We start from the raw sequence: 25,265 nt of genomic DNA, 5'->3' as shown, positions 1-25,265 counted from the left end.
TTAGTGTGAGAATCCGGGTGGAATAAAGTCGTCAAAATCGTCCGAAATGCGACCGACCATGCCTTTACCCCAACCTGGTTTCCTGAAACCGGAATCCGGATTGCTGGTGTCAAGAAGATTATTGACCATATCGATCAACTTATCATCCTCCGTGCTGATGATTTTTCCGATAATATCAATTTTCTTTTCTTCAGTTGTCATGGCAGCTTCATTTTGTCGTAGTCAAATATAATGTCATTAATTCCAAAACTCAAATATTCACGGGAGTGTTCGGGATGGCCAGCAGTTGCCCATTTCCCTTCAAAAGTTACCTTTGTTATTATTGTCTAAAAATAAAATTATGGCTTCACGAATTCTTAATGTTGGGTTGATTGGCTTTGGGTTGTCCGGGCGTTACTTTCATTCGCCTTTTCTTAGCACCAATCCGAATTTCAAGATCAAGACCGTTGTCGAAAGAAGTAAGAACGAGGCGCAGGAATTCGATCCGAACATTGGCAATGCGCGGTCTGTTGAGGAGCTTTTGAGCGACGAATCCATTGATCTTGTCTTCATATGCACGCCTAATGATACGCATTTCCCTTACGCAATGGACGCTTTGGAAAATGGCAAACATGTGGTGATCGAAAAGCCATTTGCGGCAACGGAGGAAGAAGCACGCCAGCTCGTTGCGGTGGCCAAAGAGAAAGGATTGATCCTTACGGCTTACCAAAATCGCCGCTGGGATTCGGATTTCTTAACCATTAAAAAACTGATTGCCGAAGATAAATTAGGCGACATTGTTGAGTATGAATGTCGCTACGACCGTTTCCGCCCGGTTGTTCCGACCGAATCCTGGAAAGAGAAAAGCGTTCCGGTGGGTGGCAACCTTTATAACCTGGGACCGCATTTGATTGATCAGGCTTTGGTGCTGTTCGGTGAGCCGCTGACAGTAACTGCCGAAATCCGTTCGGTAAGGCCTAACAGCGAGATTGATGATTACTTTGACGTGCGGCTGGGATATGCGGATAAGCTGGTGATCGTAAAATCGAGCCTCATGGTTTATGAAAATTTCCTGCGCTATAACCTGCATGGGACGAAAGGATCATTTATCAAAGGCGGCCTGGACCCGCAGGAAGAGACATTAAGGAAAAATATTTTACCTACCGAAAAACCGTTGGGCGTTGAGCCGGAAAATCGCTGGGGAAAATTATCCAGCGAAGCGTTTACAGGCATCATCGAAAGTGAAGCGGGTGATTATGCGCCGTTTTATCAGAATGTGTATGACGCGATTGTAAACGGCGCGGAGCTGGCTGTGAAACCAGAAGAAATCCTACGCACAACGCGCGTGATCGACCTGGCTTTTCAAAGCAGCCGCGAGAAGCAGGTGATGACTTATTAATGTTTGATTTGGATTAAAAAAACGAAAGGCTGTCACATTTCTGTGGCAGCCTTTTTTGCAGGAAGGTCCGTTAAGTTATTTAACAACTGCTGTTACCAGACGTTTTGTTTCCGTTGCGATCACGAATGGTTTTGCAGAAGTTTCGCCACCGTTGTTCACGATGAAGCTGTAATTTCCGTCAGCAAGGTTCGATAGATCGAAGATTTTTGAGTAGTTCTCAGATTTTGGAAGAACTGTGCTGTAAACGATGTCTCCGTTGAAATCTTTGATAACCAATGAAGATCTTTCTTTCACGCTGTCAAGCGTAAGTTTGAATTTCAATTCGCTGTTTGAAACCAGTTCAATAGAAGCGTTATTTTCTTTGTTTTTGTCTGCGGCGATAGTAAGATTAGCAGCTGATACTCCCAACAGAACTGCGATCGTCAAAATTGTCTTTTTCATTTTTCTAATGTTAATGTTTTGATTGAGTTTACTTTTGTACTTTTCAGATATTAAACCAACTCTATATTCCAATTCAATCTCAAACTTCCGTTGCACCGATATGCTGTGCTGTTTGATGATGTAAATGTAGATAACATTATGAATAGAATGCAACAGGCAAATATTCAGTTGGTTAAAGTTCTTTTCGTTGTTATCTAATCTTATTAGAATAATCCTATGTTTATGGCAAAAGTGCAACAAGTAGTTCAAAATTTGATGGACGCTAAGATGACGCTAAGCGAAACAATTTTTGCACTTTTTTAATAATAACCATTCATAAAGAATTGCAGTTAACAAACACATAATATACCGCCGGATTTAAAGTATTTTCGTTTGCTATCCGTCTGCACTGTTAATACCAATTTTCAATCTTCACTTTGTCGGAGAAAAGGCCAAATATCATTCAAACCGTTGCGTCTTATAGTAAGCAGCTCATGGGGTTTATCCGGCAACGGGTGAATACCGATGAGGATGCTGAGGATATTTTGCAGGATGTTTGGTTTCAGCTAAGCAGTGTTCCTGAGATTGAAGCCATTGAGCAGATCGGCAGCTGGTTGTATCGCGTGGCGCGCAACCGTATCATTGATAAATACCGGAAACAAAAACCGGATTCGCTGGAAGATTACGGCTACGAGGACGAGGAAGGTGAGTTCTATTTCAAAGACATCCTGCTAGCCGATGACGGCACACCCGAAACGGTTTATATGCGAGAGCTTTTCTGGGAGCAACTGGGCATCGCTCTGGCCGAGCTTCCCGAAAACCAGCGGCAGGTGTTTGTTTGGAATGAACTGGAGGATCAGACTTTTCAGGAAATTTCAGACCGCACGGGAGAGAATATCAAAACATTAATTTCCAGGAAACGTTATGCTGTCCAGCATTTGCGACGAAGACTGGAAAGCGTATATCAGGAATTTGTAAATTATTAAATTTGTCTATCATGAATCAGCGACATACATACAAGAAGCGCTTTTGGATGTTTCCCGTTTTCGGGTTTGCTGCTGCGCTCCTGCTGGGCGCGATTGTGCGTTGGTTATGGAATGCCATTTTACCCGAGGTTTTAAATACCAATCCGATCTCCTACTGGCAGGCCGTTGGGTTGATCGTATTGTGCAGGATTTTGTTCGGCAATTTTGGCGGCGGACCGGGCCGGTGGCGAAAGCCTGGTTTCGGCGAAAACTTCCAAAATGAAGGCGGACCAGGATTCAGGTCGTGGCGGAATAAGTGGATGGATATGACGGATGAAGACCGGAAAAAATTCAAGCAAGAGATGAGACGGCGCTGCGGCAAGCCGCCCGAAAATGAATAGATACTACGAACCCAGCCCATAAAGCTGGGTTTTTTATTTTTTCAAAAATCATTAAAGTAATTTTTCTAATCAGCCGTCTGCGATCATGTACACCATTTGTGTGCAATTCATTTTTTAATCTAAAAGCCATGTTTAATGAAATTCTAAAAACTGTTGCCGGCGGCATCCTGGGAGGGATTATCCTTTTCCTGATCCCGTTCCTGCTTTTCAAAGCACTTTTCTTTTTCCTTTTCATCGGCCTCATTTTCCGGCTGTTTGCAGGCAGGCGCCGCGGATATCACAGATGGCGACATTATGATCCGTATTTCGGCGGCCCCGATAGCCCCCGTTTTTATGAAGGAAAAGAAGGGTTAAGAGATCCATTTTATCAGCACCCAAAAAATATTTAGCCATGAAAAAAAGTACAAGAATGCTGCTGGGGATAAGCATAGCGCTTATCACAGCAGCGAGTTTAAATTTCACAATAGGAAACCGCTTCCATCACCGCCAATGGGGCTCCGGATGGAGCCGTGAAGGAGGACCACATTACGGACACAGGGACTGCGGCGATAGTCATTCTTATTGGGGTGATGATCGGATGAAAGAAAATTCGTCTCGGGAGCCATCCGGTGCAGTTAGCCCCTAAATCCCCTGAAGGGGACTTTTACATAACGCTTGAGAGTCCCCTTTAGGGGATTTAGGGGCCCAGCATGCGTAAGCAATTTTTCAACATTAAATTCAAAACAAAATGTGCAATAACAGATTTGGACACCGTGGGCAGGGAATGCGCCATGAATATTCAGGAAAACAATTTGGCGGCAGCCATAACTATCGCGTGCCGGTTAACATCGTAAAAAACGATACTAACTATGAACTAATGGTGTTTGCACCTGACAGAGCGAAGGAGGATTTTAAGATCAGCATTAAAGGGCACGAGTTGACCATTGCCTATACATCAAACCACGAAAGAGAGGACAACCGGAACTGGATCCGCCATGAATTCAGCAAAACTTCTTTCGAGCGGTCGTTTGTGATTGATGAAACAGTAGATTCAGACAACATTGTGGCTGAGTACAACAATGGGATTCTCCATTTGAACCTGCCGATCATTCCCGGATCGGAGAAACCGGCACAGGAAATTAGCATCAGCTAATTGATAGGTGTTGACAAAAAAGGCCTCTGCCGAAATGCAGAGGCCTTTTTTGGTTATTTCAATGTCCGCTTATTTCCTTTGGAGTCGATGGCGGTTGCTTGCTCGGCGTAGGCGGGCAAGAATAAAGTATGCGAGGATTGCGACAGGAATGATGAACCGTATCCCAGCTCCTCTCTCCTGGTTTTTCCGCCTTTTAGTTTCAATAGCACCGTCGTTTCATTCGGCATAAGCGTGTGCTTTTTAGTCTCTTTGCGTAGCTGGTGGAAACACAACGAATCTCTGTTTTGTGAGGTGGCTGCGATCCAGTTATCACCTGAGGATGCTAGTTTCACTAACCCTTTTGCATTGCCCATGGCAGCATAACCGCCTTGCGCCAGGTTCAATGGCTTGAAATTACCCTTCCCATCCCCTTTCAGGACCAACCCGTAAAACGCGTCGTATCGCCCTACCGAAACTTCCGAGCCATAATCATTGCCGGTAAGCAGCACATCCAGGTTTCCGTCCTGATCAAAATCATCGGCGATCATGCCGAAAATCGGTGCGACCTGTGCCTGGACTGGGAGCTCGCGGACTGCGAATTTACCATTTCCAAGATTTTCTATATAACTACTTTTCATCCAGGTGGCGCTCACATGCAGGGCGTCTTTAAGCTCTTCGGGTTTTAAGATTTCGGGCAGGCTTACCTGGGCAAACTTGTTGTATTCCTGAAAGCGCTGGCGCACCTGAATGATCTGCTTGCCCATATCATCCCTCGTATTGTAAGGAAACTCTTTGTAAGTCTTGTCGTCTGCGCGATAGTAAACGGTTGGTATGGCATCAAAATAGCCGTCATTGTTGAAATCTTTGGCATACATGCTCACCGGTTGTTTCTCGGAAGCACGCGCCAGTGAATTGATCCCTAAATTTCCTGCGATGTAATCCATATCGCCGTCGTTGTCAAAATCTCCTGTCGTAAGGCTTCCCCACCAGCCTTTCTTGTCTTCCAGTCCCGATGTCGCTTTTGCAAATTTGCCTTTGTTATTCTTAAAGAATGTAATCGGCATCCATTCTCCCGCAACGACCAGGTCCACCCAGCCATCATTGTCATAATCAGTCCATAATGCGTCGCATACCAAACCAATGTTGACAAGATCCGGAATGACAGCCTTGGTTGCATCCGAAAATTTCACGGTGCCGCTTTGTGAATCATTGCGCAGAATGTGACTTGAAACGGGCTTTGGATATGCCCCAGACTCCACGCGGCCGCCGATAAAAAGGTCCAGGTCGCCATCTTTGTCATAATCGACTGCCTTTATGCAAGAACCATTCACGAGGAACTGTGGCAGAGCGGCTGTATCAAGGCTGAATTTGCCTTTGCCATCATTGGTATAAAGCAGCGTTTTAAGGCCCGGCGTGGCCGCCCGTATTTCATAGCTTCCGCTAACCACGCACAGGTCGAGATCTTTATCATTATCCGCGTCAAAAAGCAGGACGCCCATGTCTTCTGTGTCCTTCGTTACACCTTCCAGGCCGGGAAGTAAATCCGTAACCTGGAACTTCCCATTTGTTTGCTGCAACAGGAAGCGGCCTTTGAAGTTCATTGGACCGCCAATAAAGATATCGTCCAAACCATCCCCATTCACATCACCAGCAGCCAAAGCCGGGCCGAATTGTGACATTTTGTGCGGAAGCAGTTTTTGTATATTAAAATCAATAACATCGGTTTCCTGGTGCCTGTATGGAAGGTTTATCTTGGATGTAATGTCTGTAAAAAGCGAGGTTTCAGAGTTTTCGTTCTGATGTGATTCGATGATATTCTTCGCATCGGCTTCGTTGAATGTAAGCACCTGATTCGCTTTCACATCCTTCATGATCTGAGACTTACCACCTGGCCAGGTCACTTTTACGTGGTCTACCTGTCGAGTTTTACCAAGGCCAAAATGCACATATGGCTCAATTGTTGACAAGTAACCGCGGTAAGGTGAATTCTCGGAAATCTGGCGCACCGTATCTGCATACATAATCTCTGCAATCGCGCCGATTCCTGCTTTGTTATAACGCGCTCCTTTGAATGCAATCCGTAAGTAATTGCTCTCTTCGGGCTTAGTCTGAATGCTGTTGTTCCGGTAAACAAATGCGGAATCATTGATGTTGTTTACCACGAAATCTAGGTCACCGTCATTATCAAGATCGGCATAGGCGGCACCATTGGAGAAGCTTTCTGTTTCAAGGCCCCATTGCTCTGAGACATCCTGGAAACCGAGGTTTCCTTTATTTTTAAATGCAAAATTGGCAATCTTGATAGTCGGAATGTAATCCAGCATCATCATAGGCTCCATCACGCTCGACACTTCGTTCCGGTAAGCGATGAAGTCGAGGTCGGTAATGTCTTTGGGAAAACCATTGGTAATGATCATGTCCCGCATGCCGTCGTTATCGAAATCCGTAACCATGGGCGTCCAGCTCCAATCCGTTTCGGCCACGCCGCTTAGCAAACCTATTTCGCTGAAAACGGGACTTTTGCTCCTGCCATCCACCGATCCCAAATTAAGCTGCAATGTGTTTCTTGCCACCTGATATTGGTAACCAAAAAGCTCATTGTTCTGGTAAGTGACATAGCTGTTCGCGGGCGTCATCATTTTCTTCCTGCGGTTGGTGGCGGGCATCATGTCCACAGCGACCAGATCTACCAAACCGTCGTTGTTAATGTCGGCCACATCATTGCCCATCGCTGAATGGGAAGTGTGCTTGAATGAGGATGCTGCTTTGTCTGTGAATGTTCCGTTACCATTATTAATGTAAAGCAGGTCATTGGTCAGATAGTCGTTCGTAACATAGATGTCCTTGTAACCATCCTGATTGATATCCGTCACATTCACACCCAAACCATAACCTTCTATAAGGATCCCCGCCTCTTTTGACACATTGGTAAATACGGGATGTTTTAATTTTTCGTCCCAATCATTGCGATATAACCGGTCAGTTCTTTTTGATGATCCGTCGACGATCTTTTTGTGGTATTTGTTGGGAAAAGTGTTGTCGTCCATCTCGTTAACGAGCAGAAAGAGATCCAGATCGCCATCATTGTCATAGTCCAGAAAAGCGGCGTTGGTGGTGTGTGTAGTGTCGGCAACTCCATATTCCCTGCCCATCTCTTTGAAAACCGGCGTGCCATCCTTATCGAGCCCCTGGTTTACATAAAGCAAATTTTCGCGCTCCTTTGCGACCTTCCTTACTGACGCACAAACATAAATATCCAGCAGGTTGTCTGCATTGATATCGATCAATGCCACGCCTGTGGACCATTTGTTCTTAGCTTCCACTCCCGCCTTCCGGGTGACGTCCTCAAACTTGAAATCACCTTTGTTGAGATACAATTTGTTTTCAACCGAGTTTCCGGTAAAATATACGTCCGGGAGGCTGTCATTGTTGAAGTCGCCCAAAGCTACGCCCCCGCCATTGTACACATATTCGAACGAAAGAATGTTCATCGTATCGTTTTCCGCAATCCGATTCGAAAACTGAATGCCCGTTTCATCGCTGTCAAGCAGGGTAAATGTTTTCAACTTCTTATTGCATGACGAAAGCAGTGCAGCAACTACAAGTAGAATTAAGAAATGTTTTGGGAGTAAAATGGACTTCATTTGAAAAAAACAAAAGTGGGGAACATCTCGAAATTAATAAAAGGAGATGGTAAACAAATACCACCTCCTTTTATTAAGCAATTCTTAAAATATTAATAACCTGGATTCTGCACCAGAACGTCTTTACCAAGCAAGTCAATCTGCTCCTGAGGAACTGGCAGGAATTCATTTTTCTTCGATGTAAATTTCGTTCCGCCCAGTGCGCCGCTCAACTTTTTGCCTTCGTAAGTAAGGTAAGCATTGATTGCTGAATCAGCGATTTCCCAACGTACAAGGTCGAAGAAGCGGTGGCCTTCGCCGGAAAGTTCAAGTTTTCTTTCGAAACGAACTGCTGTGCGGGCTGCATCTTTGCTTGCGAAAGGCGCTTTGTAAGTATTGATCACGTAGTTAGCAGCAACTGCGCCATTGGCACGTTTTACAAAACTTTCTGGGTTAGCAGCACGTGTACGGACAAGGTTCACATATTCTCTCGCTTTTTCCAATGATCCCACTTCAATCTCAGCTTCTGCTGCCATCAAAAGGACGTCGGCATAACGGATAATGTTGACGTTGATCGCTGTGTAACCTGGTGTCCATGAGCTGTTATCCTGCAACGAACCAATGTCGGACTTGTAATACGCATATTTTTTAGGCGTATAAGGACCTGCATTTGGCTGGTTACGGATCCAGTCATTACCCGGGTGATCGATCCAGTCAAGGAAAGGAAGACCGCGACGGCCGATAGAGTGGTCCAGACGTGGGTCAACAGGACCTGCATCCGGCGTGAAAGCGTCAGACGATTTCAAACCCATATCTGTTTTCAGCTCTTTGCCTGCCGTGTTGTAAGAACCGTCCAGATAAGGAAGTCCGCTTGCATCAGTACGGAAAGAGTTACCCAGCTCAAAGCTTGGCTGGAAGAAAGAACAGCAGTTACCCGGACCGTTAGGACCTGTGTTATAAGGCCAGTTAAGGTCAAATTCCGGGTTTGCATTGTTTACACTTCCTGTGTTGGCTGCAGCCTGGATCGCGAAAACCGACTCAGAATTGTTGTCATTAGCCGCTTTGAATGCGTCCTGGAATTTTGGTACCAAAGCGTATTTTTTACCATTGGTTGTTTTACCGTTGGCAATGATCAGGTCATAAAGCCCTTTTGCTTCGGTAAACTTCTTCTGATACATGTAGATTTTCGCAAGATAAGCCGCAGCCGCCCATTTGTTAGCGCGACCAGCTGCACCTTGTGTTTCCGGCAGGTTTTCATAAGCAAATTTCATATCTGCTTCGATCAATGGCCAGATCTCTACTGTGTTAGGAACTGATTCAATGCCTGTTCCGTAGTCCTTTGTTTCATCTACAAAAGGAACATTGTTGAATCCTCTTTTCAGCTCGAAATAGTAGTGGCTTCTCAGGAAGCGTGCTTCACCACCGATTCTTTTCTTGTCGGCTTCTGTAACATCCTCCTGTGCAACACCCAGCAGCTTGATAACCAAGTTTGCACGGGCTACACCTTCGTAGTTTCCTTTCCATTTATCCAAAATTACACCTTGTGTAGTCTGATACTCAAAGCGTTGGATTGGGTTGATATCACTGAAATCCCCAGGGTCGGTTCCTTTGTTGGCATCACCTCCGCGAATACTGCCCCACACCCAGTTACTGGCGCTGGCCATACGGTTTGCACGTCCGTTAAGCTGTCCATACACCGATACAAGCACACCCTCAATCCCCTTTTTGGTTGAAAGCTGCCCTTCATCCAGCTGTCCTGTTGCCGGAATTGTCAGGAAACTTTCTTTACAGGAGTATCCGACCAGCATGATCACTAATAAAAGTGCCAGTCCACCTTTTTTTGAAATATTGTTTTTCATTTTATTCATTTTTATCAAGATCTGTCTAAACCGATGTTTTGAAATAAGGCTTTTGTTTCTTCGATTTTAGAAACCTAAATTGATACCCAATGTGTAGCTTCTTGTGATCGGATAGTTACCTACGTCGATACCGAAGTTTGTATCAGCATTTCCACCAACACCCGGATCAAGTCCTTTGTATTTCGTCAGCGTGAACAAATTGTTCGTTGAAGCGAATACGCGCAATTTCGACATGCGAAGTTTGCTCAATATGTTGCCTGGCAATGTGTAGCCAAGTGTGATATTCTGCATACGGAAGAATGTTCCGTCCTCAACATAGAATGAGTTTGACTGCGTGTTCGTACTGAAATTAGAAGTGCTTTCAAAGATCGGCGTATCTGTATTCGTAGCATTTGGCAACCATGAACCTTTTACACGGTCACTAACTGCCGCTCCTGTGAATGATGGGTAGAAATCTGTAAACCATTTAGAAAGGTTGAAGATTTTGTTACCAACAGAAGTATACATGTAAGTTTCAACGTCAAATCCTTTGTAAGTCAATTTCAGGTTGATACCGCCTGTGAACTTAGGAACCGGGCTTCCCAGGTAAGTTCTGTCATCCGCATTGATCACACCGTCATTGTTGATATCCTCATAACGGAAACGGCCAGGGCCTTTACCATCCTGAGCTGGCGCGCCGTCAACTTCTGCTTTGTCTTTGAAAAGACCCATCACTTTGTATCCGTAGAAAGAAGAGATTGCATAACCGATCTGGTTTCTGATTGGCTTGATACCACGGAAATCAGGGTTAACTGTCAGGTAATTGATACCCGGCGCAAGCGACTCGATCTTGTTTTTAAGAATACCGGCAGTGAAGTTCACTTCATAACCTAGGTCATTGGTGATACGGCCACGGTTAATGATCTGCAAGTCAATTCCTTTGTTTGACATTTTACCAACGTTAACAGAAGGTGCAGCAGCATCGTAACCAGCTGTTGCAGTGATAGGAACCTGGAACAAAAGGTCCTTGGTGTCTTTCTGCCACAAGTCGATGATAACGTCCAGTTTGCCTTTCAGGAATGTTCCGTCGATACCAATGTTTTTAGTGATACTGGTTTCCCATTTCGCGCTTTTGTTACCAATCCGCGTTCTGTAATAACCTTCTAATGCGCTTGAATTGGTTCCGTTCAAGTCATAAGATGACTGGCCAAGGCTTGCACCGAATAAGCTGTACTGGTTGTTTGGATCCACGTTGTTAGAGTTACCCATCAAACCGTAACCTCCTCTAAGTTTAAGCTCTGTAACAAAAGGAACGCTTTTCATGAAGTTTTCCGAAGAAATTCTCCATGCTGCCGAAAACGCAGGGAACACACCATAACGGTTGTTTTCTCCGAAACGGGAAGAACCATCGCGGCGAACAACCCCTGTCAGGATATACCGGTCATTGAATGTGTAGTTGGCACGGGCAAACAGTGAGTAGAAGTTAACTCCTTTATAGTAATCACTGAACACCTGCTTGGAACCAACGTTATTCATGTTAATGTAGTTGATATCCGTCGAGAATGGATTCAAACCAGATGAATTCTGATTTTTCCCCACGCCTGTGTTCAATGCTTCCTGACCAATGATCACGTCCAGATTATGCAATCCGAAAGTTTTCTTGAAGTTGGCCGTGTTTGTCAATGTCCAGCTGAAACGGTGTCCCGAACCTTCATTGTAACCGAATGCAGAGTTGTTTTCAGAGTTTTCATATTGTAATCTGCTGAAACCTCTGTTGGCATAATTGGAATATTGAGCCCCAACGCTTGAACGCAATGTCAAACCAGGAACTACATCCAATTCAATGTAGAAGTTACCAAAACCGTTACCGGCGAAACCTGCATTGTTTTTAAGACCATCCCTGCGTGCAACCGGGTTTTGCGGGTTATTGAAACCTTTTGAAGAGGTTCCTGCATATCCGCCAAACTCATCGTAAACCGGAATGATCGAAGGCATACGGAATGCAAAAAGAATGTCATTTTCATTCGCTGCAACACCTTGACCGCCCGATCCACCATCCTGACCTAATACTTGCAGGTAAGTAAACTGTGCATTCTGACCGATTCTCAGGTTTTTAAGCACATCAAATTCAGTATTAACACGGAAAGCATAACGCTTGAAACCATTGTTAATCATGATCCCTTTCTGATCCTGAACGCTGAAACCAGCATAGAAACGGTTGTTGTCGCCACCACCTGAAAATCCAAGTGAATGTCTCTGCAAAGGTGCGTTTCTTGTGATCGCATCATACCAGTCTGTTCCTTGCTTGTTAGCTTTAACCACCTGATAGATAGAACCACGGTTTGGATCCACATTGTATTTCAACTTTTCAGCTGCAAGATCCACTTCACCAATTACACCTGTTTTTCCGCCTACGTTAATGTAGTCTGGCAAAACCGGCTTATCGCCTGAGCCATATTGACCGCTGGCAACGTTTGTAAATTTAGGAAGTGAGTCACCCTGGAATGCGTCATTTCTGATTGCCTGCCATGTCCAGTCTGCCTGCTCCTGTGGCGTAAGCATAGTCTGTCCTTTTCCAGGAGTAGTTACCCCGAAAAGTCCATCATAAGTAATGCTCAGTTTCTTAGCTTTCTTTGTTCCCTTTTTGGTTGTGTAAACGATTACACCGTTCGCTGCACGTGCTCCATAAATAGAAGCAGCCGCTGCATCTTTCAGTACAGTCGTTGTTTCAATGTCATCAGGGTTAAGAAAATCGGTTGATCCTGTTGGCACCCCATCCACAACGTACAATGGCTCGTTACCACCAAAAGCACCAAAACCCCTTACGCGGATCTGGCTGGTTGTTCCCGGCTGACCGTTTGTAATGACAGTCACACCCGCAACGCGGCCTTGTAATTGCTGTTCAACGTTACCAGATGGGGTTGCTGTTAAATCTTTTGACTTAACTGTTGAAACCGCACCTGTTGTTTCTCTTCTGCTATCGATGGTGTAACCCGTTACGATAACCTCCTCTAGTGCCGAAATATCATCGTCCATCTGAATGTTGATGACACTTTGATTTCCCACACTCACTTCTTTTGTCTTGTAACCCACAAAGCTGATGACTAATGTGGTGTTGTTACCAACATTGATAGAGAAGTCACCATCCGTGTTGGTGTTCGTTCCCGATTGGGTTCCTTTCACGACAACCGTGGCCCCTGGGATGCCTGTTCCGGCGAGGTCGGTGATCTTTCCTGTTACCTTACGTTCTTGTGCGAATGCAACAATTGCTGCGAAACTTAGCATGAAGGAGAAGAAGATGCCCCTGCCGGAGATCTTGTAGATTCTTTTCATAATACTCGGTTAGGTTAATAATTATTAAGCAGTCAAATCTATGATTATTTCCACAAATAATTGGCCGTTTTAGATTAATATTTTCTTGCAGTGAAATAATAGTATTATAAAGAGATAAAATAATGTCATAGATAACCGACTTTTGAGTGTTTATTTACGCAAACGCACACAAAATCGTTAAGCCGCATATTGTACAATCTTAGTATTTCCACGCTACAACCTACTTTCTCAGAATGCTAAGGAAGATCCCATGGCTTCAATATTACTTTTTCCAGATTTCTATTTGCCTCTGCCTTAGTAACCTGTCATGCGGAACGGAAGGCTCGGGGGAGTCGGTTGCCGAGGGGAAAGCACTGGCTGGAAAATATTGCTCAAACTGTCACCAGGTGCCCGATCCGGCTCTTCTGGACAAATCAACGTGGACAAATAGTGTGTTGCCAGCTATGGCGGAGCAGCTTGGTATTGAGGTCCTGGAAGGAAACATTTACTTGCATAGCCAGCAATCTGCGCTCTCCTCCGCGGACTGGACGAAACTTGTACATTATTATCAAACCCTCGCTCCGGACACATTGCAAGTTCCTAACGGTTACAAGCACACGCAGGATTGGGCCGTATTTACATTGAAGCAGCCAAAAATTGAATTATCTGCCGTAAGCAGCACATTATTAGTTGCAATCGATTCGTCCAGGCAACGCCTCTACACCAGCGACCTGGAAAACCCGGGCCTGTATACTTCCGACCGCCTGGAACAACGCAAGCTGCTCACCACACTTCCCTCCTCCGCCATCGACATTTGCTTTCCAACGCTAAAAAACCCAGAAATGGCGATCACATGCATGGGCGGCATGCGTGCCCTGGACATTACTAAGGGCCAAATATTTACTTTGGATAAAAAACGCGGCACCGAACCCGAAATGATATCGCAGGACCTCATCCGGCCGATCCAGAGCCAACCCATCGATTACAACAAAGACGGATTACAAGACTACCTGGTCTGCGCATTCGGGCATAACAGAGGCGGCCTATACATTCTGAAACAGCGTGCGGACAAGCCAACGTCCGGCCGTAGGTTTGAGAAAGTGGTGGTAAGGGAAATGCCGGGGGCAACGCAAAGCTATATACGTGACCTTAATAGTGATGGCTGGCCTGATATCATGACGCTTTTTGCACATGCAGACGAAGGGATCTGGGTTTTTATGAATGACCAGAAAGGAGGATTTATTGAAAAGAATGTGCTTCGGTTTCCTTCTGTATATGGTTCAAGCAGCTTTCAGTTCATCGATGTCACGCAAGACGGCGAGCCGGACATTGTTTACACTGCTGGTGACAACAGCGACTTTTCGAGGGTTTTGAAACCTTACCACGGCCTTTATATTTTTGAAAATACAGGAAACCTGACATTCAGGCAAAGCTATTTTTATCCTATTAATGGCTGCACAAAAGCCGTGGCGTCAGATTTTGATCAGGACGGTGACATGGACATTGCGACCATTGCCTTTTTCGCGGATTTTCAGAAGAAGCCGCAGGAAGGCTTTTTGTATTTTGAACAAACCGACACAGCGCCTAAGCTGCAACCGAATTTCAAACCGCACGCCGTGCCCGTGCATACGCATGGCCGCTGGATCTGTATGGATGTTGAAGACTACGACGGCGATGGAGACGAAGACATTGTTTTGGGAAATTTTTCAAAAGGTTTTTTGAATCAGGAAAGCTCGAAACCAACCTGGAATGTGCATATCCCTTATGTGCTTCTTGAAAACAAAACTCTGTCTGCAAAATTGCAATAGGCTAATCGTCTCTTTTCCAGTCTGCTGGCAGCAGGGATGAGAAACGATCGTTACCCAGGTCGCCCGCAATCTCGAATCCCATGGGAATAGAAACCCATCCCGAAGGCGTAATGACCATATATCCCTGTGGCAGTGTGATTTGCGTGTAAGCATATGGCATGTCCGAATAAGGCGATCTTCCCTTTTTCTTCATATAAAAAACTTCTAACTGCGTGCCCGACACCACCAGCCGCTCGGTTACCAACTCTCCCGGCCGGATAAGCCGCATGCCGCGAATCTGCTCAATGCGGTTATGCAAATGATTGGCAATGGTGTTGTAGCCATTTTGCGTCCGCACCGTGTTGAACCTGCGCATAGAATCGGGAATTGCCTGATATACTTTAAAACCTTCCTCCTGCAAACTGTCCGACACCATACTCGACAATAAATGCTTTACAGAGCCTTGGTAAGCGATCTTTTGGTTAGTTCGCCATTGTTTTTTCTGTATGCTGTCTTTCGGCTCCAGCAGCTCAAATCTCGTGCTGCCACCATAGAATAGCTTTCCATTGAAATAATCAAAATCGTCCAGATCCTGATGAATGCGATAACCTAATGCAAGGTTTTCAATGATCAGCGGCTTGGTCGTTTGCGCAGTTAAATGCTTGTCATCATCCTCAGAAATCCGCAAAACCTGCGGGTTAACAATCCTGCATTGCTTGCTAAAACGGCTGTTTCCAAGCAGTTCGCGGGTGATAATCTTCAAGTTTCGCTCACGTTTTTTATTCTTTTTAGCATAAACCGTAACGCCTTGCAGCTCCATTCCTTCCCTGAGCTTGAAAAGGACAGTCTTCACGCCCGGCTGCTCAAACCGCAATGTTTGCTTGACAGTCTCATAACCCAAAAACGAAACTGCCATTTCAAGATTACCAATGGACAAATTTGTCAGCCTGTAATTGCCATTCTCGTCCGCATTCGTTCCTATGGTGGAATTATTAATAAAAACGTTGGCAAACGGAAGTGGCTTACCCGTTTTCTCGTCGGTCACCTTTCCAGTAAGCGTAACCATTCCGCCTTGCTGCGCATATACCTGGCACAGACTGCAAATGGCGATGACGACCGGCAACCAAAAACGATATAAGGCTTTAAGTTTAAGCAAATTATTAATCACGAGCATTGTCAAAATCCGGCACTTTTACTTCAAATATAAAACGATGGACGCATACAGGCGCGCTGTTTGCCGAAATAGGCAAAAAAAAAGGCTGCTCCGCCAGGGAACAGCCTCTCCAATTCTATTTATAAACGAATTATTTCAACCCAAGCTCCTCGCCTATTGCGCTCACTTTTGCTTTCAGGCTGGCATATACATTGTCGAAATCTTCGTTTTTCTCCAGCGCAGCGCGAACACCTACGTAGAACTTAATTTTTGGTTCCGTTCCGGATGGGCGGCACGTGAATTTCGTTCCGTCTTCGGTGAAGAATTGAAGCACATTAGATGGTTCGATCCCCATTTCCCCCGATGGAATTGAATGCGTGGTTCCGCTGGTAAAGTCTACCGTGCTTAATGCTTTGTAATCATCCATTCTGATCACAGGCGAGCCTGCCAATGTTTTAGGCGGATTGGCACGGAAATCGGCCATCATCTGCTGGATTTCATCAGCTCCGGTTTTTCCTTTTTTGGTTAGTGAAATGAGTCCTTCATAATAGAAGCCAAATTGCTTGTAGATTTCCATCAACATATCAAACAGGCTCAACCCTTTATCCTTCGCATAAGCAGTTAATTCCGCGATCATGGCGCAGGAAGCGATCGCATCCTTGTCACGAACTGCGTCGCCAATCAGGTAACCATAGCTTTCTTCACCACCACCGATGAATTGCTCAACGCCTTCTTTTTCACGGATAACCTGTGCAATGTATTTAAAACCGGTCAGCGTGTTATAACATTTCACATCGTAAGCCGCCGCCATTTTATCAATTAAGTCGGTAGTAACGATGGTTTTGCAAACAAACTGAGTTCCTGTAAGCTTGCCTGCATCTTTCCACGCATTCAAAAGATAATAGATCAGCACACTGGCAGTCTGGTTACCATTTAAAAGCTGGATCTCGCCATGATGGTTTTTCACCGCAATTCCTACACGGTCTGCATCCGGATCGGTTCCCAATACCAGGTCTGCATCAATTTCCCTGGCTTTCTCAACCGCCTTGGACATGGCTTCACTTTCCTCCGGATTTGGATAAACCACCGTTGGGAACTGGCCGTTTCCTTTTGGCTCTGCCTGCTCTTCAATCACAGTAACTGCCTCGAAACCCATTTTGGCCAAAAGCGCAGGAACCAATGTTACCCCCGTTCCGTGCAATGGTGTATAAACTATTTTAAGGCCTTTCTGACGTTCCAAAGCACCTTTTGAAATGGAGAGCGACAGAATATGATCCATATATTTTTCATCAACATCTGCACCGATCTTAATGATCTTCGACGCATCACCGTCAAATTTCACGTCATCAATCGAAGTGATTGCATTCACCTCGTTGATAATGTTCGTGTCGTGCGGTGCAACTACCTGAGAACCATCATCCCAGTATGCTTTGTAGCCATTATATTCTTTCGGGTTATGCGAAGCCGTTACAACCACACCGCTTTTACAACCCAGCAAACGGATCGCAAACGATAGCTCAGGAGTAGGACGAAGCGCTTCAAAAAGATAAACGGTGATGCCATTTGCAGAAAAAATATCGGCAATGATTTTGGCAAATTCATCCGATTTAATGCGGCTGTCGTATGCAATCGCCACTTTTATTTCTTCGTTCGGAAATGCCTGGTTCAGATAATTTGCCAAACCCTGCGTCGCCGTGCCCACTGTGTAGCGGTTCATGCGGTTGGAACCGATGCCGATAAGGCCTCTCAGCCCGCCGGTCCCGAATTCAAGGTCTTTATAAAATGCGTCTGTCAGTTCAGTATCGTTTCCTTCATCGATTAATTGCTGAATGGATTGTTTGGTATCGATATCATAATCACCGTTGAGCCAGCTGCTCACTTTGGTCATTACACTAGGTTCCAATTTTGCAGTCATAAGTTGATTGGATGGAATTAATTGAAAATATACTTTATGGATTGTTGAGTTACTTACTGATTTCCAGCTCTTCTTTTTCTGGTTGCTTGGCAGTTTCCTTAGCAGTTTTGTGAATTAGCTCGGCTACAAGCCCGGTCCAGCCGGTCTGATGGCTTGCGCCGCAACCGCGACCATTATCTCCATGAAAATATTCGTAAAATAGAATGTGTTCATTGAAATTCGGGTCTTTCTGCATTTTCTGGTCAACGCCATACACGGCCCGGTTGCCGTCTGCATCCTTTTTGAAAATATCAATCAATCGGCATGCAATGGCCACAGCTGCTTCCTTAATCGTCGCCAGATTGCCGGAATTCGTTGGATATTCTACCATAAAATCCTCGCCATAGTAAGCGTGGAATTTCATCAGGGAGTCAAATATGAGGTAATTTAATGGAAACCAGATTGGCCCGCGCCAGTTGGAATTCCCACCCATAATGTCTGTAAGTGCCTCAGCCGGAGTATAATCCACTTGCAGCACCTCACCATTGATATAAAATTTATACGGATTTTCTTCGTGGTATTTAGACAAAGCCCTAACGCCATAGTCCGAAAGGAATTCATTTTCATCCAGCATCCGCTTCATGATCATTTTCATCCGGTGACCACGCAGGATGGATAGCAGGCGATTTTCCCCTTTACCGGACTCAAACCAGCGTGATATCAGCCTCGCCAGATCCGGTCTGTTTGCCAAAACCCATTCTACCCGCCGTTTGAAGACAGGCATTTTATCGAGGTTTTGCGGATCAAGAATCTCAACTGCAAAAAGCGGGATAAGCCCCACTATTGACCTCACTTTCAGCAATATACTCTGTCCATTCGGAATGTGGATCACGTCATAATAGAACTGATCTTCTTCATCCCAAAGGCTTATCGAAGAATTTTTGCCTCCGATAGACTCCATAGCGCCCGCAATGTGCAGGAAGTGCTCGAAAAATTTGGAAGCCATATCCTGATAAACCGGGTGCACAAGGGCGATTTCCACTGAAATACGCAGCATATTTAGCGTATACATTGCCATCCAGCCTGTGGCGTCGGCTTGTTGCAATTTTCCGCCAAAAGGCATCGGCGTCGACCGGTCAAAAACCCCGATATTATCCAGGCCTAGGAAGCCGCCACTGAAAATGTTGTTGCCTGTATCATCCTTTTGGTTAACCCACCAGGTAAAGTTCAGGAGCAGCTTATGGAATATTTTTTCAAGAAATTCAATGTCCCCTACTCCGTTATTCTGCTCACGATCAATCTCATAGACCTTCCACGTTGCCCAGCCATGCACCGGCGGGTTTACGTCCGAGAAATTCCACTCATAGGCAGGAATCTGCCCGTTGGGGTGCATATAATACTCCCGAAGTAATATTTCGAGTTGTCTTTTGGCAAAATCCGCATCCACCCTGGCCAGCGGGACACAGTGAAAAGCAAGGTCCCATGCAGCAAACCATGGATATTCCCACTTATCCGGCATCGAAATAATATTGGCCGCATACAAATGCTTCCACCCGGAATTCCGCCCCCATTTACGGCCTTGGTTTGGCCCTGGCTGCGCCGGATCGCCCTTTAACCATTCGTAAACATTGTAATAATAAAACTGCTTGCTCCAAAGCATGCCTGCATACGCCTGCCGCTGAATGGATCGCAGATCGGCATCTGCCACATCGCGCTGCAAATCGTCATAAAACTCGTCCGCCTCCCTGATCCTTTTTGCAAAAAGATCTTCAAAGCCGCCAAAAGGTTCTGAAATCGTATGGTTTACAAACCTTAATCTGAATGTAGTGCTTTCGCCAGCCTTAATGGTCCGTGTGAAACGGGCTGCTGCCTTCGTTCCAATGTTGTTTGGATTTACGGTCGAGGACTTTTTATTGCTGACAATGTAGTCGTTGATCCCGTCTTTCGGATAGGCTGTATTATTCGCAGTTCCGTATAGTTTCTTGAAATTGGTCTCGTTTTCACAGAACAGCAGTTCGTCCGCGCCATCCAGATACAGGTTGTATTTCCCGTGTTTACGGTGCGTAACCTCTATCAAACGGTTCGAAATACCATTCATGATCGGCTTATAATTGAAAGCCTCGTATCCCCACGACCACGTATTTCTGAACATGATCGTTGGCAAAACCGTGATAGGAGCATCCTGGTCGCTGCGGTTGAAAACCGTTACCTTCATCATAATGTCCTCTTCATCGGCCTTGGCATGCTCAATGAAAATATCGAAATACTCATCATTCTCGAACACGCCTGTGTCCATGATTTCATATTCCGGATCTTCCTTCCCGCGACGGCCGTTTTCCTGACGTAACTTTTCGTAAGGGAAAGCGTTCTGCGGGTATTTATAAAGCATTTTGGTATAAGAGTGCGTAGGTGTGCTATCCAGATAATAGTACATTTCCTTCACATCTTCGCCATGATTGGACTCGCGGTTTGTGAGGCCAAAAATCCTTTCTTTCAGGATCTTATCTTTATGGTTCCAAAACCCGAACGAGAAACATATATGCTGCTTATTGTCAGAAAAACCTCCGATTCCGTCCTCGCCCCAGCGATAAGCTTTTGAGAGTGCCATCTCGTGGGTGATATAATTCCAGGCATCACCATTTCCACTGTAATCCTCACGAACCGTTCCCCACTGGCGTTCAGACAAATAAGGTCCCCACTTTTTCCACCCTGTATTCTCTTTTTGCAGGCTTAGTCTTACTTTTTCCGCGCCGTGTGCCATTAATTTATATTTTTCTGAAAGGAATGAAAATCTCTGTGTAAAACTAAAAACTTAATCGGCAAATCATCACCGATCAGCAAATTTCACCTCAAACTGCAAGTGATTCCAGGTCATTGTAGACGCTTACCTGATAGTTTACTTTGCCTGCATAAAATGCAGTCGTTTCAGCTGCCCTCTGCGCCGTTTCGGTCAATAATGGATGGCGTTCCGTGTGCAACAATGCTTCCACATCCGCTACATATTCCTTGAACATCAGCGGATTGGTTAACACATAATATTTTCCATCCGAAGCATGAAGGACAGGAATTGGCTTCACTTCTCCTTCCGCATTCATCCTGCCATATTTTGACCGTGCTGCTATATAATCTTCATCAGTTGAAGCAAATACGATAAATTTCGAAGGTTTGCTTTTAGCATTCTCTGCTCTAATTTTCGCATCAAGACCATCCAGCAAAGTCCTTAATTGCCAGATATTTTTCCCGGAACGGATCCTTTCCCGGATCGACTGCCTCACAAGATAGGTAAGCGCATGCGTTACATTCAGCCCAATTTCAGCCATCTGCTTGAAGATGAATGATGTAGGTGACATTCCGGGAATCGTATTAGGGTCATGGAGCACAATGGTGCCTTCCGGTGTCAGAAATCCGTCGATACGGACGCAAACATCAATGCCCAGTTGTTCAAAAACGGTCGCTATCACCTTTTGGATCTCCTGATTCAGTTCAAGCGTTGTGTCAACCGGAATGCGTTTGCGGCTTGCTCCGGGCTTATATTTTGCATTAAAATCAAAAACCTGCACCATTTTGATCACTTCGCTGGGCGGCAGGGCCAACGGCTTCCCATTATCAAGCTGGATGCAGCCGCAGGAAAACTCCTGCCCGCTGACAAACTCTTCTATTAAAACCTGGTCTTCACCATTAGCGCTGCTGAGAACAGCAGGTTCATTTGCTGTTGAGAAATAGCTGTCCAGCACATCGATCAACTTTGCCGGGTGATATATCATTTCACCATTCAAAACCAGCGGAAAACCGATTCCTTCATCAAGATTTGCCACTTTTTGTGCCCAAGCTTGTTTTTCGGATCCGCCCAGCGCAGTCCAGGTCGCGCTATCGAGCTCCACCTGGAAAAAGCATTGGTTAACTGCTGATATAAATTCTTCCAAAGAATCATCCTTCACAATAGCAACGCCGATAGACGAGCCCTGATGTGGCGCTTTAATGACCAACGGAAGTCCTAAATGTTTTTTAAGGACCCGAAAAAGAATTGGATACTCGTTTGGAATCCATTGATCATAACGCAATGTCCAGCTCTTTTTCTGCTGACCATTCACCAATGTGATCATTTCATTTTGAAGAATTTTATCAATTCCGACTGCCGAACCCATTAAACCAGGCCCGCTGTAAGGAATTTTATACCATTCCAACAAACCCTGAATTGCACCGTCCTCACAATCAGGGCCATGCATGGCCAGGAATACGAAATCGAAATGTTGCTTGAATTGTTCAGGAGATATCTCTACCCCAATTTCGGAAGGAACGGACTCGTTGGCGAGCTCCGGATGGGATTCTATATAGGTTTTAAAACCAGTTTGCTGGATGCTTCGCGACGGATAGAACTCCCTGATCTCACTGGCATACATAAGTGGTTTTTCCAGCAGGATAAAACGTCCGAAACTATCCACAAAGACCGGAACTGGCTCAAAAAGTGATTTATCCAGGTATTCAAAAGCAGTTTTTCCACCAGCAAATGAAATTTCCCTTTCGCGGGAAGGTCCTCCGAAAAAAATTCCGATACGCATATTTAAATGTCAGGTAAAATCTTCTAAATCTTACGCGCAATATAACGTACTAATCGGGACGAATCAATTTCTGGCTGAAATGCCCGAAAATTTTAAATAAAAAAGCAGCTTTCCGTTTAGAAAAGCTGCCTTTGATTAAAATAAGGTTATAAAAACCGGCTTGTTTTAAGCCAATTCAGGGACATTCACAGAAACAACTTTGCTAACATAAGGAACAGCTTTGCGAATGGATTCTTCCAGACCTGCGCGGAATGTCATTGCACTCATAGGGCAGCTTTGGCAAGAGCCCTGCAACTCCAATTTAACGACCAGATCATCAGTCAATTCCACAAATTTCACATCTCCACCGTCTGCATGCAAATAAGGTCGTACCGTATCGAGTGCCTGCTCGATGAGCTCTATTATTTTTTCTTTTGAATCCATTGTTAAAAAATCTATTTGCTAAGGTGCAAGAATATATTCAAAAAATCAAATCATTAACATATAATGCTAAGCCTGGATTTCAACGGGCTGCGTTTTCTCCTTTGTAGCATTTCTGATCGCAACCTGCTGCGCCAACGACTCAGCTGCATCACGGAATGCATCATTCACAATCGGATTCATATCCATAACAGCCGGGCGTCCTTCGTCACCTGCCTCCCTAATGCCTTGTACCAAAGGAATTTGGCCCAATAAAGGAACATCAAACTTATCTGCAAGCAACTGACCTCCTCCTTTTCCGAAGATATGATACTGATGACCAGGCATTTCTTCCGGCGTAAACCAGGACATGTTTTCAACTACACCCAAAATCGGCACATTGATCTGCGGCTGGCGGAACATTTGCAAACCTTTGATAGCATCAGCAAGTGCCACTTTTTGAGGCGTGGTAACGATCACCGCTCCGGTTACGGGCACTGTTTGCACTAATGTTAAATGTATATCGCTGGTGCCGGGAGGAAGGTCGATCAAAAGATAATCCAGATCGCCCCAGTCCGTATCTGCAAAAAATTGCTTCAAAGCCTGGCTGGCCATTGGCCCACGCCAAACGACCGCGCTATCAGGAGGAGTAAGGAATCCTATGGAGATCATTTTGATCCCGTACTGGCGGATCGGGTTAATGAAGTTTTTACCGTCTTTCGGCGTAATGGTAGGCTGCATATTCTCTGCACCAAACATTACCGGGATCGAAGGCCCAAAAATATCCGCATCAATAATGCCGACCGAAGCGCCCGAACGGTGCAGCGCCATAGCAAGGTTCGCAGTGACTGTTGACTTACCCACGCCGCCTTTTCCGGAAGAAATAGCGATCACATTCTTCACGCCCGGAATAACCGGCCCCGACTGACGCGTTGAAGTTACATTGGCTGTAAGCTTGATAACAACCTCGACGTCCGGGCTTAAATGCTCGTGAATGGCTGCCTCGCAATTTCTGCGGATCAGCTCTTTCAACGGACAGGCGGGGGTTGTCAAAACAACTGTAAATCTTACCTGATTCACCCCAATTTCAATGTCCTGGATCATACCCAGCGTCACCAAATCCTTTTTGAGATCCGGTTCTTCAACAGTGCTGAGCGCCTGTAAAACTTTCTCCTTATTAATTGTAAATTCTCCCATTATACTGGTTAAGACCTCTCGATTTTTACGCCTTATGAAGCCCCGGAAACTTAAAAATACCTAATTCTATACTTGAATATTATGCAACACGAATTATTCCCAATGAGTTTATCTCAAATCTGAAAATTCATGGATTTTCTCTTCTGTTTCCGCAATTTCTCTGGTGACATCAATTTGCGATGACAGTGCTTTTAATTTTAACAACACGTTTTTCAGCAATTTCCGGTGACTTTCCGTAACGCCATGCAAAGGCCTGTGTTGGGTCATTTGGCGTATAGCGTCCCATTCTTTCATAAGATTCCGGGCACTGGGTTCAATGTAAGTTTTAGCGAAAGCATTGAAAATGTAATCCTCTGCAACCTTGGTCGGATGGATCATATCTTCCTCATAAAACCGGTAATCACGCAGCTCATCCACCATGATTTCGTAAGCAGGAAAATACTCGACATGCTTGTATTTTTCAGATAACCGGTGACAAACCAGCCGCAATGTTGACTTGCTAACCTGGTTCAGCGGCAGCGTATCCCGTGTATGCCTCACCGGGCTGACCGTCAATATCACCCTGAGATTTCTTTGGAAAGACTGCAATTTTTGGATCAGCTGATCATAAGCGATCATGATCTGATCGGGATGAAGCAATTCTCTCAGGAAACGGTCGGCTGGCTGTTTATGACAATTGCCGACGATCAGATTCGTCTGCTTATGCCGGTAAGCAAACGCAGTTCCGAAAGTGATTACCAGAACATCCGCTTCTTTCAAAAAGACTCTTGCAGACACCAATTTATCTATCAACTGTGCATGTAAAGCCTCCCTATCATGTCCGTACAACGATGAATGGAAATCATGATGAAGCCAGATCTTATCCGGATTCTCTAAAAACAATGCTTGATTAGGCTCCTTACCTTCCAGCGTAATATCTAAAATTTTGGCAATGGCCAGCGGATTAAATGCAGTTCCAAAATCATTATTCAAAACCGGAAATTTATACCCGCTAAGCTGACTACCAAGCACATCTGCAAAACAAGAACCGATTGTCGCAATCCTGGAATGATGGCCAATTTTCCAATCCGATGGAGTGATCCCAACCTCCGTACTAAGCTTAATTTCCATCATTAACCTATAAAATGTATCAATCGCAAAATTACAAGTATTTGCCCGGTTTAGGGCAATTAATGTGTTTTCATAAATTAGAGAAAAGGATTATGTTTAGGATAAATTACACACTATA

Annotated in this window: 19 protein-coding genes; 7 read left to right on the top strand and 12 right to left on the bottom strand. The window is 45.0% G+C overall.

Features of this window, described 5'->3' with window-relative positions:
- Complete coding sequence (locus tag L0660_RS03980) at positions 1-201, bottom strand: hypothetical protein (RefSeq protein ID WP_233795664.1); 201 nt, start codon at positions 199-201, stop codon at positions 1-3.
- Between the two features lie 139 nt (positions 202-340).
- Here L0660_RS03980 and L0660_RS03975 point away from each other — a divergent pair, with 139 nt between their 5' ends.
- Positions 341-1,378, top strand: coding sequence for a Gfo/Idh/MocA family oxidoreductase (locus L0660_RS03975; protein WP_233795663.1), 1,038 nt, complete (start codon positions 341-343; stop codon positions 1,376-1,378).
- Between the two features lie 75 nt (positions 1,379-1,453).
- Here L0660_RS03975 and L0660_RS03970 read toward each other — a convergent pair whose 3' ends face one another.
- On the bottom strand, positions 1,454-1,819 hold the full coding sequence (locus L0660_RS03970) for a hypothetical protein (protein ID WP_026630813.1): 366 nt from the start codon (positions 1,817-1,819) through the stop codon (positions 1,454-1,456).
- 416 nt (positions 1,820-2,235) lie between these two features.
- Between L0660_RS03970 and L0660_RS03965 the strand changes: the two genes are divergently transcribed.
- The 5 genes from L0660_RS03965 to L0660_RS03945 all read left to right on the top strand — a co-directional run bounded on the left by L0660_RS03965 (position 2,236) and on the right by L0660_RS03945 (position 4,296).
- A complete protein-coding gene (locus L0660_RS03965; RefSeq protein WP_026630812.1) occupies positions 2,236-2,784 on the top strand; it encodes an RNA polymerase sigma factor in 549 nt (182 codons plus the stop codon).
- Between the two features lie 11 nt (positions 2,785-2,795).
- Positions 2,796-3,164, top strand: coding sequence for a poly-gamma-glutamate biosynthesis protein PgsC/CapC (locus L0660_RS03960; RefSeq protein ID WP_235158267.1), 369 nt, complete (start codon positions 2,796-2,798; stop codon positions 3,162-3,164).
- A 128-nt stretch (positions 3,165-3,292) separates the two neighbouring features.
- Entirely contained in the window at positions 3,293-3,553 is a 261-nt protein-coding gene (locus L0660_RS03955; RefSeq protein ID WP_235158266.1) for a hypothetical protein, read from the top strand.
- A 2-nt stretch (positions 3,554-3,555) separates the two neighbouring features.
- Positions 3,556-3,789 carry a hypothetical protein gene (locus tag L0660_RS03950; RefSeq protein WP_235158265.1) on the top strand — a complete coding sequence of 78 codons (234 nt, stop codon included), beginning with the start codon at positions 3,556-3,558 and terminating at the stop codon, positions 3,787-3,789.
- A 102-nt stretch (positions 3,790-3,891) separates the two neighbouring features.
- Positions 3,892-4,296, top strand: coding sequence for an Hsp20/alpha crystallin family protein (locus L0660_RS03945; protein WP_233795657.1), 405 nt, complete (start codon positions 3,892-3,894; stop codon positions 4,294-4,296).
- Positions 4,297-4,349: 53 nt separating this feature from the next.
- Here L0660_RS03945 and L0660_RS03940 read toward each other — a convergent pair whose 3' ends face one another.
- From L0660_RS03940 to L0660_RS03930, 3 genes are all read right to left on the bottom strand, one after another.
- A complete protein-coding gene (locus L0660_RS03940; protein WP_235158264.1) occupies positions 4,350-7,919 on the bottom strand; it encodes an FG-GAP-like repeat-containing protein in 3,570 nt (1,189 codons plus the stop codon).
- A 92-nt stretch (positions 7,920-8,011) separates the two neighbouring features.
- Positions 8,012-9,757 (bottom strand): RagB/SusD family nutrient uptake outer membrane protein, encoded by a 1,746-nt coding sequence (locus tag L0660_RS03935; protein WP_233795655.1) that lies wholly within the window; start codon positions 9,755-9,757, stop codon positions 8,012-8,014.
- Between the two features lie 66 nt (positions 9,758-9,823).
- A complete protein-coding gene (locus L0660_RS03930) occupies positions 9,824-13,069 on the bottom strand; it encodes a SusC/RagA family TonB-linked outer membrane protein (protein ID WP_374759195.1) in 3,246 nt (1,081 codons plus the stop codon).
- 233 nt (positions 13,070-13,302) lie between these two features.
- Between L0660_RS03930 and L0660_RS03925 the strand changes: the two genes are divergently transcribed.
- Entirely contained in the window at positions 13,303-14,856 is a 1,554-nt protein-coding gene (locus L0660_RS03925; RefSeq protein WP_235158263.1) for a VCBS repeat-containing protein, read from the top strand.
- A 1-nt stretch (position 14,857) separates the two neighbouring features.
- Here the strand turns inward: L0660_RS03925 and L0660_RS03920 are convergent, their stop codons facing one another.
- The 7 genes from L0660_RS03920 to L0660_RS03890 all read right to left on the bottom strand — a co-directional run bounded on the left by L0660_RS03920 (position 14,858) and on the right by L0660_RS03890 (position 25,150).
- Positions 14,858-15,991: a carboxypeptidase-like regulatory domain-containing protein gene (locus L0660_RS03920; protein ID WP_235158262.1), complete on the bottom strand. Its 1,134-nt coding sequence runs from the start codon at positions 15,989-15,991 to the stop codon at positions 14,858-14,860.
- Between the two features lie 148 nt (positions 15,992-16,139).
- Entirely contained in the window at positions 16,140-17,903 is a 1,764-nt protein-coding gene (locus L0660_RS03915; RefSeq protein WP_235158261.1) for a phospho-sugar mutase, read from the bottom strand.
- Between the two features lie 49 nt (positions 17,904-17,952).
- On the bottom strand, positions 17,953-20,643 hold the full coding sequence (locus tag L0660_RS03910; protein WP_235158260.1) for an MGH1-like glycoside hydrolase domain-containing protein: 2,691 nt from the start codon (positions 20,641-20,643) through the stop codon (positions 17,953-17,955).
- Between the two features lie 88 nt (positions 20,644-20,731).
- On the bottom strand, positions 20,732-22,441 hold the full coding sequence (locus L0660_RS03905) for a D-alanine--D-alanine ligase (RefSeq protein ID WP_235158259.1): 1,710 nt from the start codon (positions 22,439-22,441) through the stop codon (positions 20,732-20,734).
- A gap of 165 nt (positions 22,442-22,606) precedes the next feature.
- Entirely contained in the window at positions 22,607-22,864 is a 258-nt protein-coding gene (locus L0660_RS03900; protein WP_026632669.1) for a NifU family protein, read from the bottom strand.
- Positions 22,865-22,930: 66 nt separating this feature from the next.
- Positions 22,931-24,037, bottom strand: coding sequence for an Mrp/NBP35 family ATP-binding protein (locus tag L0660_RS03895; RefSeq protein ID WP_235158258.1), 1,107 nt, complete (start codon positions 24,035-24,037; stop codon positions 22,931-22,933).
- 108 nt (positions 24,038-24,145) lie between these two features.
- The gene (locus L0660_RS03890) at positions 24,146-25,150 is read right to left on the bottom strand and encodes a GSCFA domain-containing protein (RefSeq protein ID WP_235158257.1); all 1,005 of its coding nucleotides are present in this window, start codon (positions 25,148-25,150) and stop codon (positions 24,146-24,148) included.
- Positions 25,151-25,265: the final 115 nt, after the last annotated feature.

This window comes from Dyadobacter sp. CY351 (genome assembly GCF_021502625.1).
Lineage (GTDB): Bacteria > Bacteroidota > Bacteroidia > Cytophagales > Spirosomataceae > Dyadobacter > Dyadobacter chenhuakuii.
The sequence above is the reverse complement of the archived record's forward strand: the minus strand, read 5'-3'. Positions and strand labels throughout refer to the sequence as shown.

Bases quoted from the DNA above. Each gene is read 5' to 3' on its own strand.
- L0660_RS03980 (WP_233795664.1), bottom strand. From the start codon at position 201: ATGACAACTGAAGAAAAGAAAATTGATATTATCGGAAAAATCATCAGC.
- L0660_RS03975 (WP_233795663.1), top strand. From the start codon at position 341: ATGGCTTCACGAATTCTTAATGTTGGGTTGATTGGCTTTGGGTTGTCC.
- L0660_RS03970 (WP_026630813.1), bottom strand. From the start codon at position 1,819: ATGAAAAAGACAATTTTGACGATCGCAGTTCTGTTGGGAGTATCAGCT.
- L0660_RS03960 (WP_235158267.1), top strand. From the start codon at position 2,796: ATGAATCAGCGACATACATACAAGAAGCGCTTTTGGATGTTTCCCGTT.
- L0660_RS03955 (WP_235158266.1), top strand. From the start codon at position 3,293: ATGTTTAATGAAATTCTAAAAACTGTTGCCGGCGGCATCCTGGGAGGG.
- L0660_RS03950 (WP_235158265.1), top strand. From the start codon at position 3,556: ATGAAAAAAAGTACAAGAATGCTGCTGGGGATAAGCATAGCGCTTATC.
- L0660_RS03945 (WP_233795657.1), top strand. From the start codon at position 3,892: ATGTGCAATAACAGATTTGGACACCGTGGGCAGGGAATGCGCCATGAA.
- L0660_RS03940 (WP_235158264.1), bottom strand. From the start codon at position 7,919: ATGAAGTCCATTTTACTCCCAAAACATTTCTTAATTCTACTTGTAGTT.
- L0660_RS03935 (WP_233795655.1), bottom strand. From the start codon at position 9,757: ATGAAAAACAATATTTCAAAAAAAGGTGGACTGGCACTTTTATTAGTG.
- L0660_RS03930 (WP_374759195.1), bottom strand. From the start codon at position 13,069: ATGAAAAGAATCTACAAGATCTCCGGCAGGGGCATCTTCTTCTCCTTC.
- L0660_RS03925 (WP_235158263.1), top strand. From the start codon at position 13,303: ATGCTAAGGAAGATCCCATGGCTTCAATATTACTTTTTCCAGATTTCT.
- L0660_RS03915 (WP_235158261.1), bottom strand. From the start codon at position 17,903: ATGACTGCAAAATTGGAACCTAGTGTAATGACCAAAGTGAGCAGCTGG.
- L0660_RS03910 (WP_235158260.1), bottom strand. From the start codon at position 20,643: ATGGCACACGGCGCGGAAAAAGTAAGACTAAGCCTGCAAAAAGAGAAT.
- L0660_RS03905 (WP_235158259.1), bottom strand. From the start codon at position 22,441: ATGCGTATCGGAATTTTTTTCGGAGGACCTTCCCGCGAAAGGGAAATT.
- L0660_RS03900 (WP_026632669.1), bottom strand. From the start codon at position 22,864: ATGGATTCAAAAGAAAAAATAATAGAGCTCATCGAGCAGGCACTCGAT.
- L0660_RS03895 (WP_235158258.1), bottom strand. From the start codon at position 24,037: ATGGGAGAATTTACAATTAATAAGGAGAAAGTTTTACAGGCGCTCAGC.
- L0660_RS03890 (WP_235158257.1), bottom strand. From the start codon at position 25,150: ATGATGGAAATTAAGCTTAGTACGGAGGTTGGGATCACTCCATCGGAT.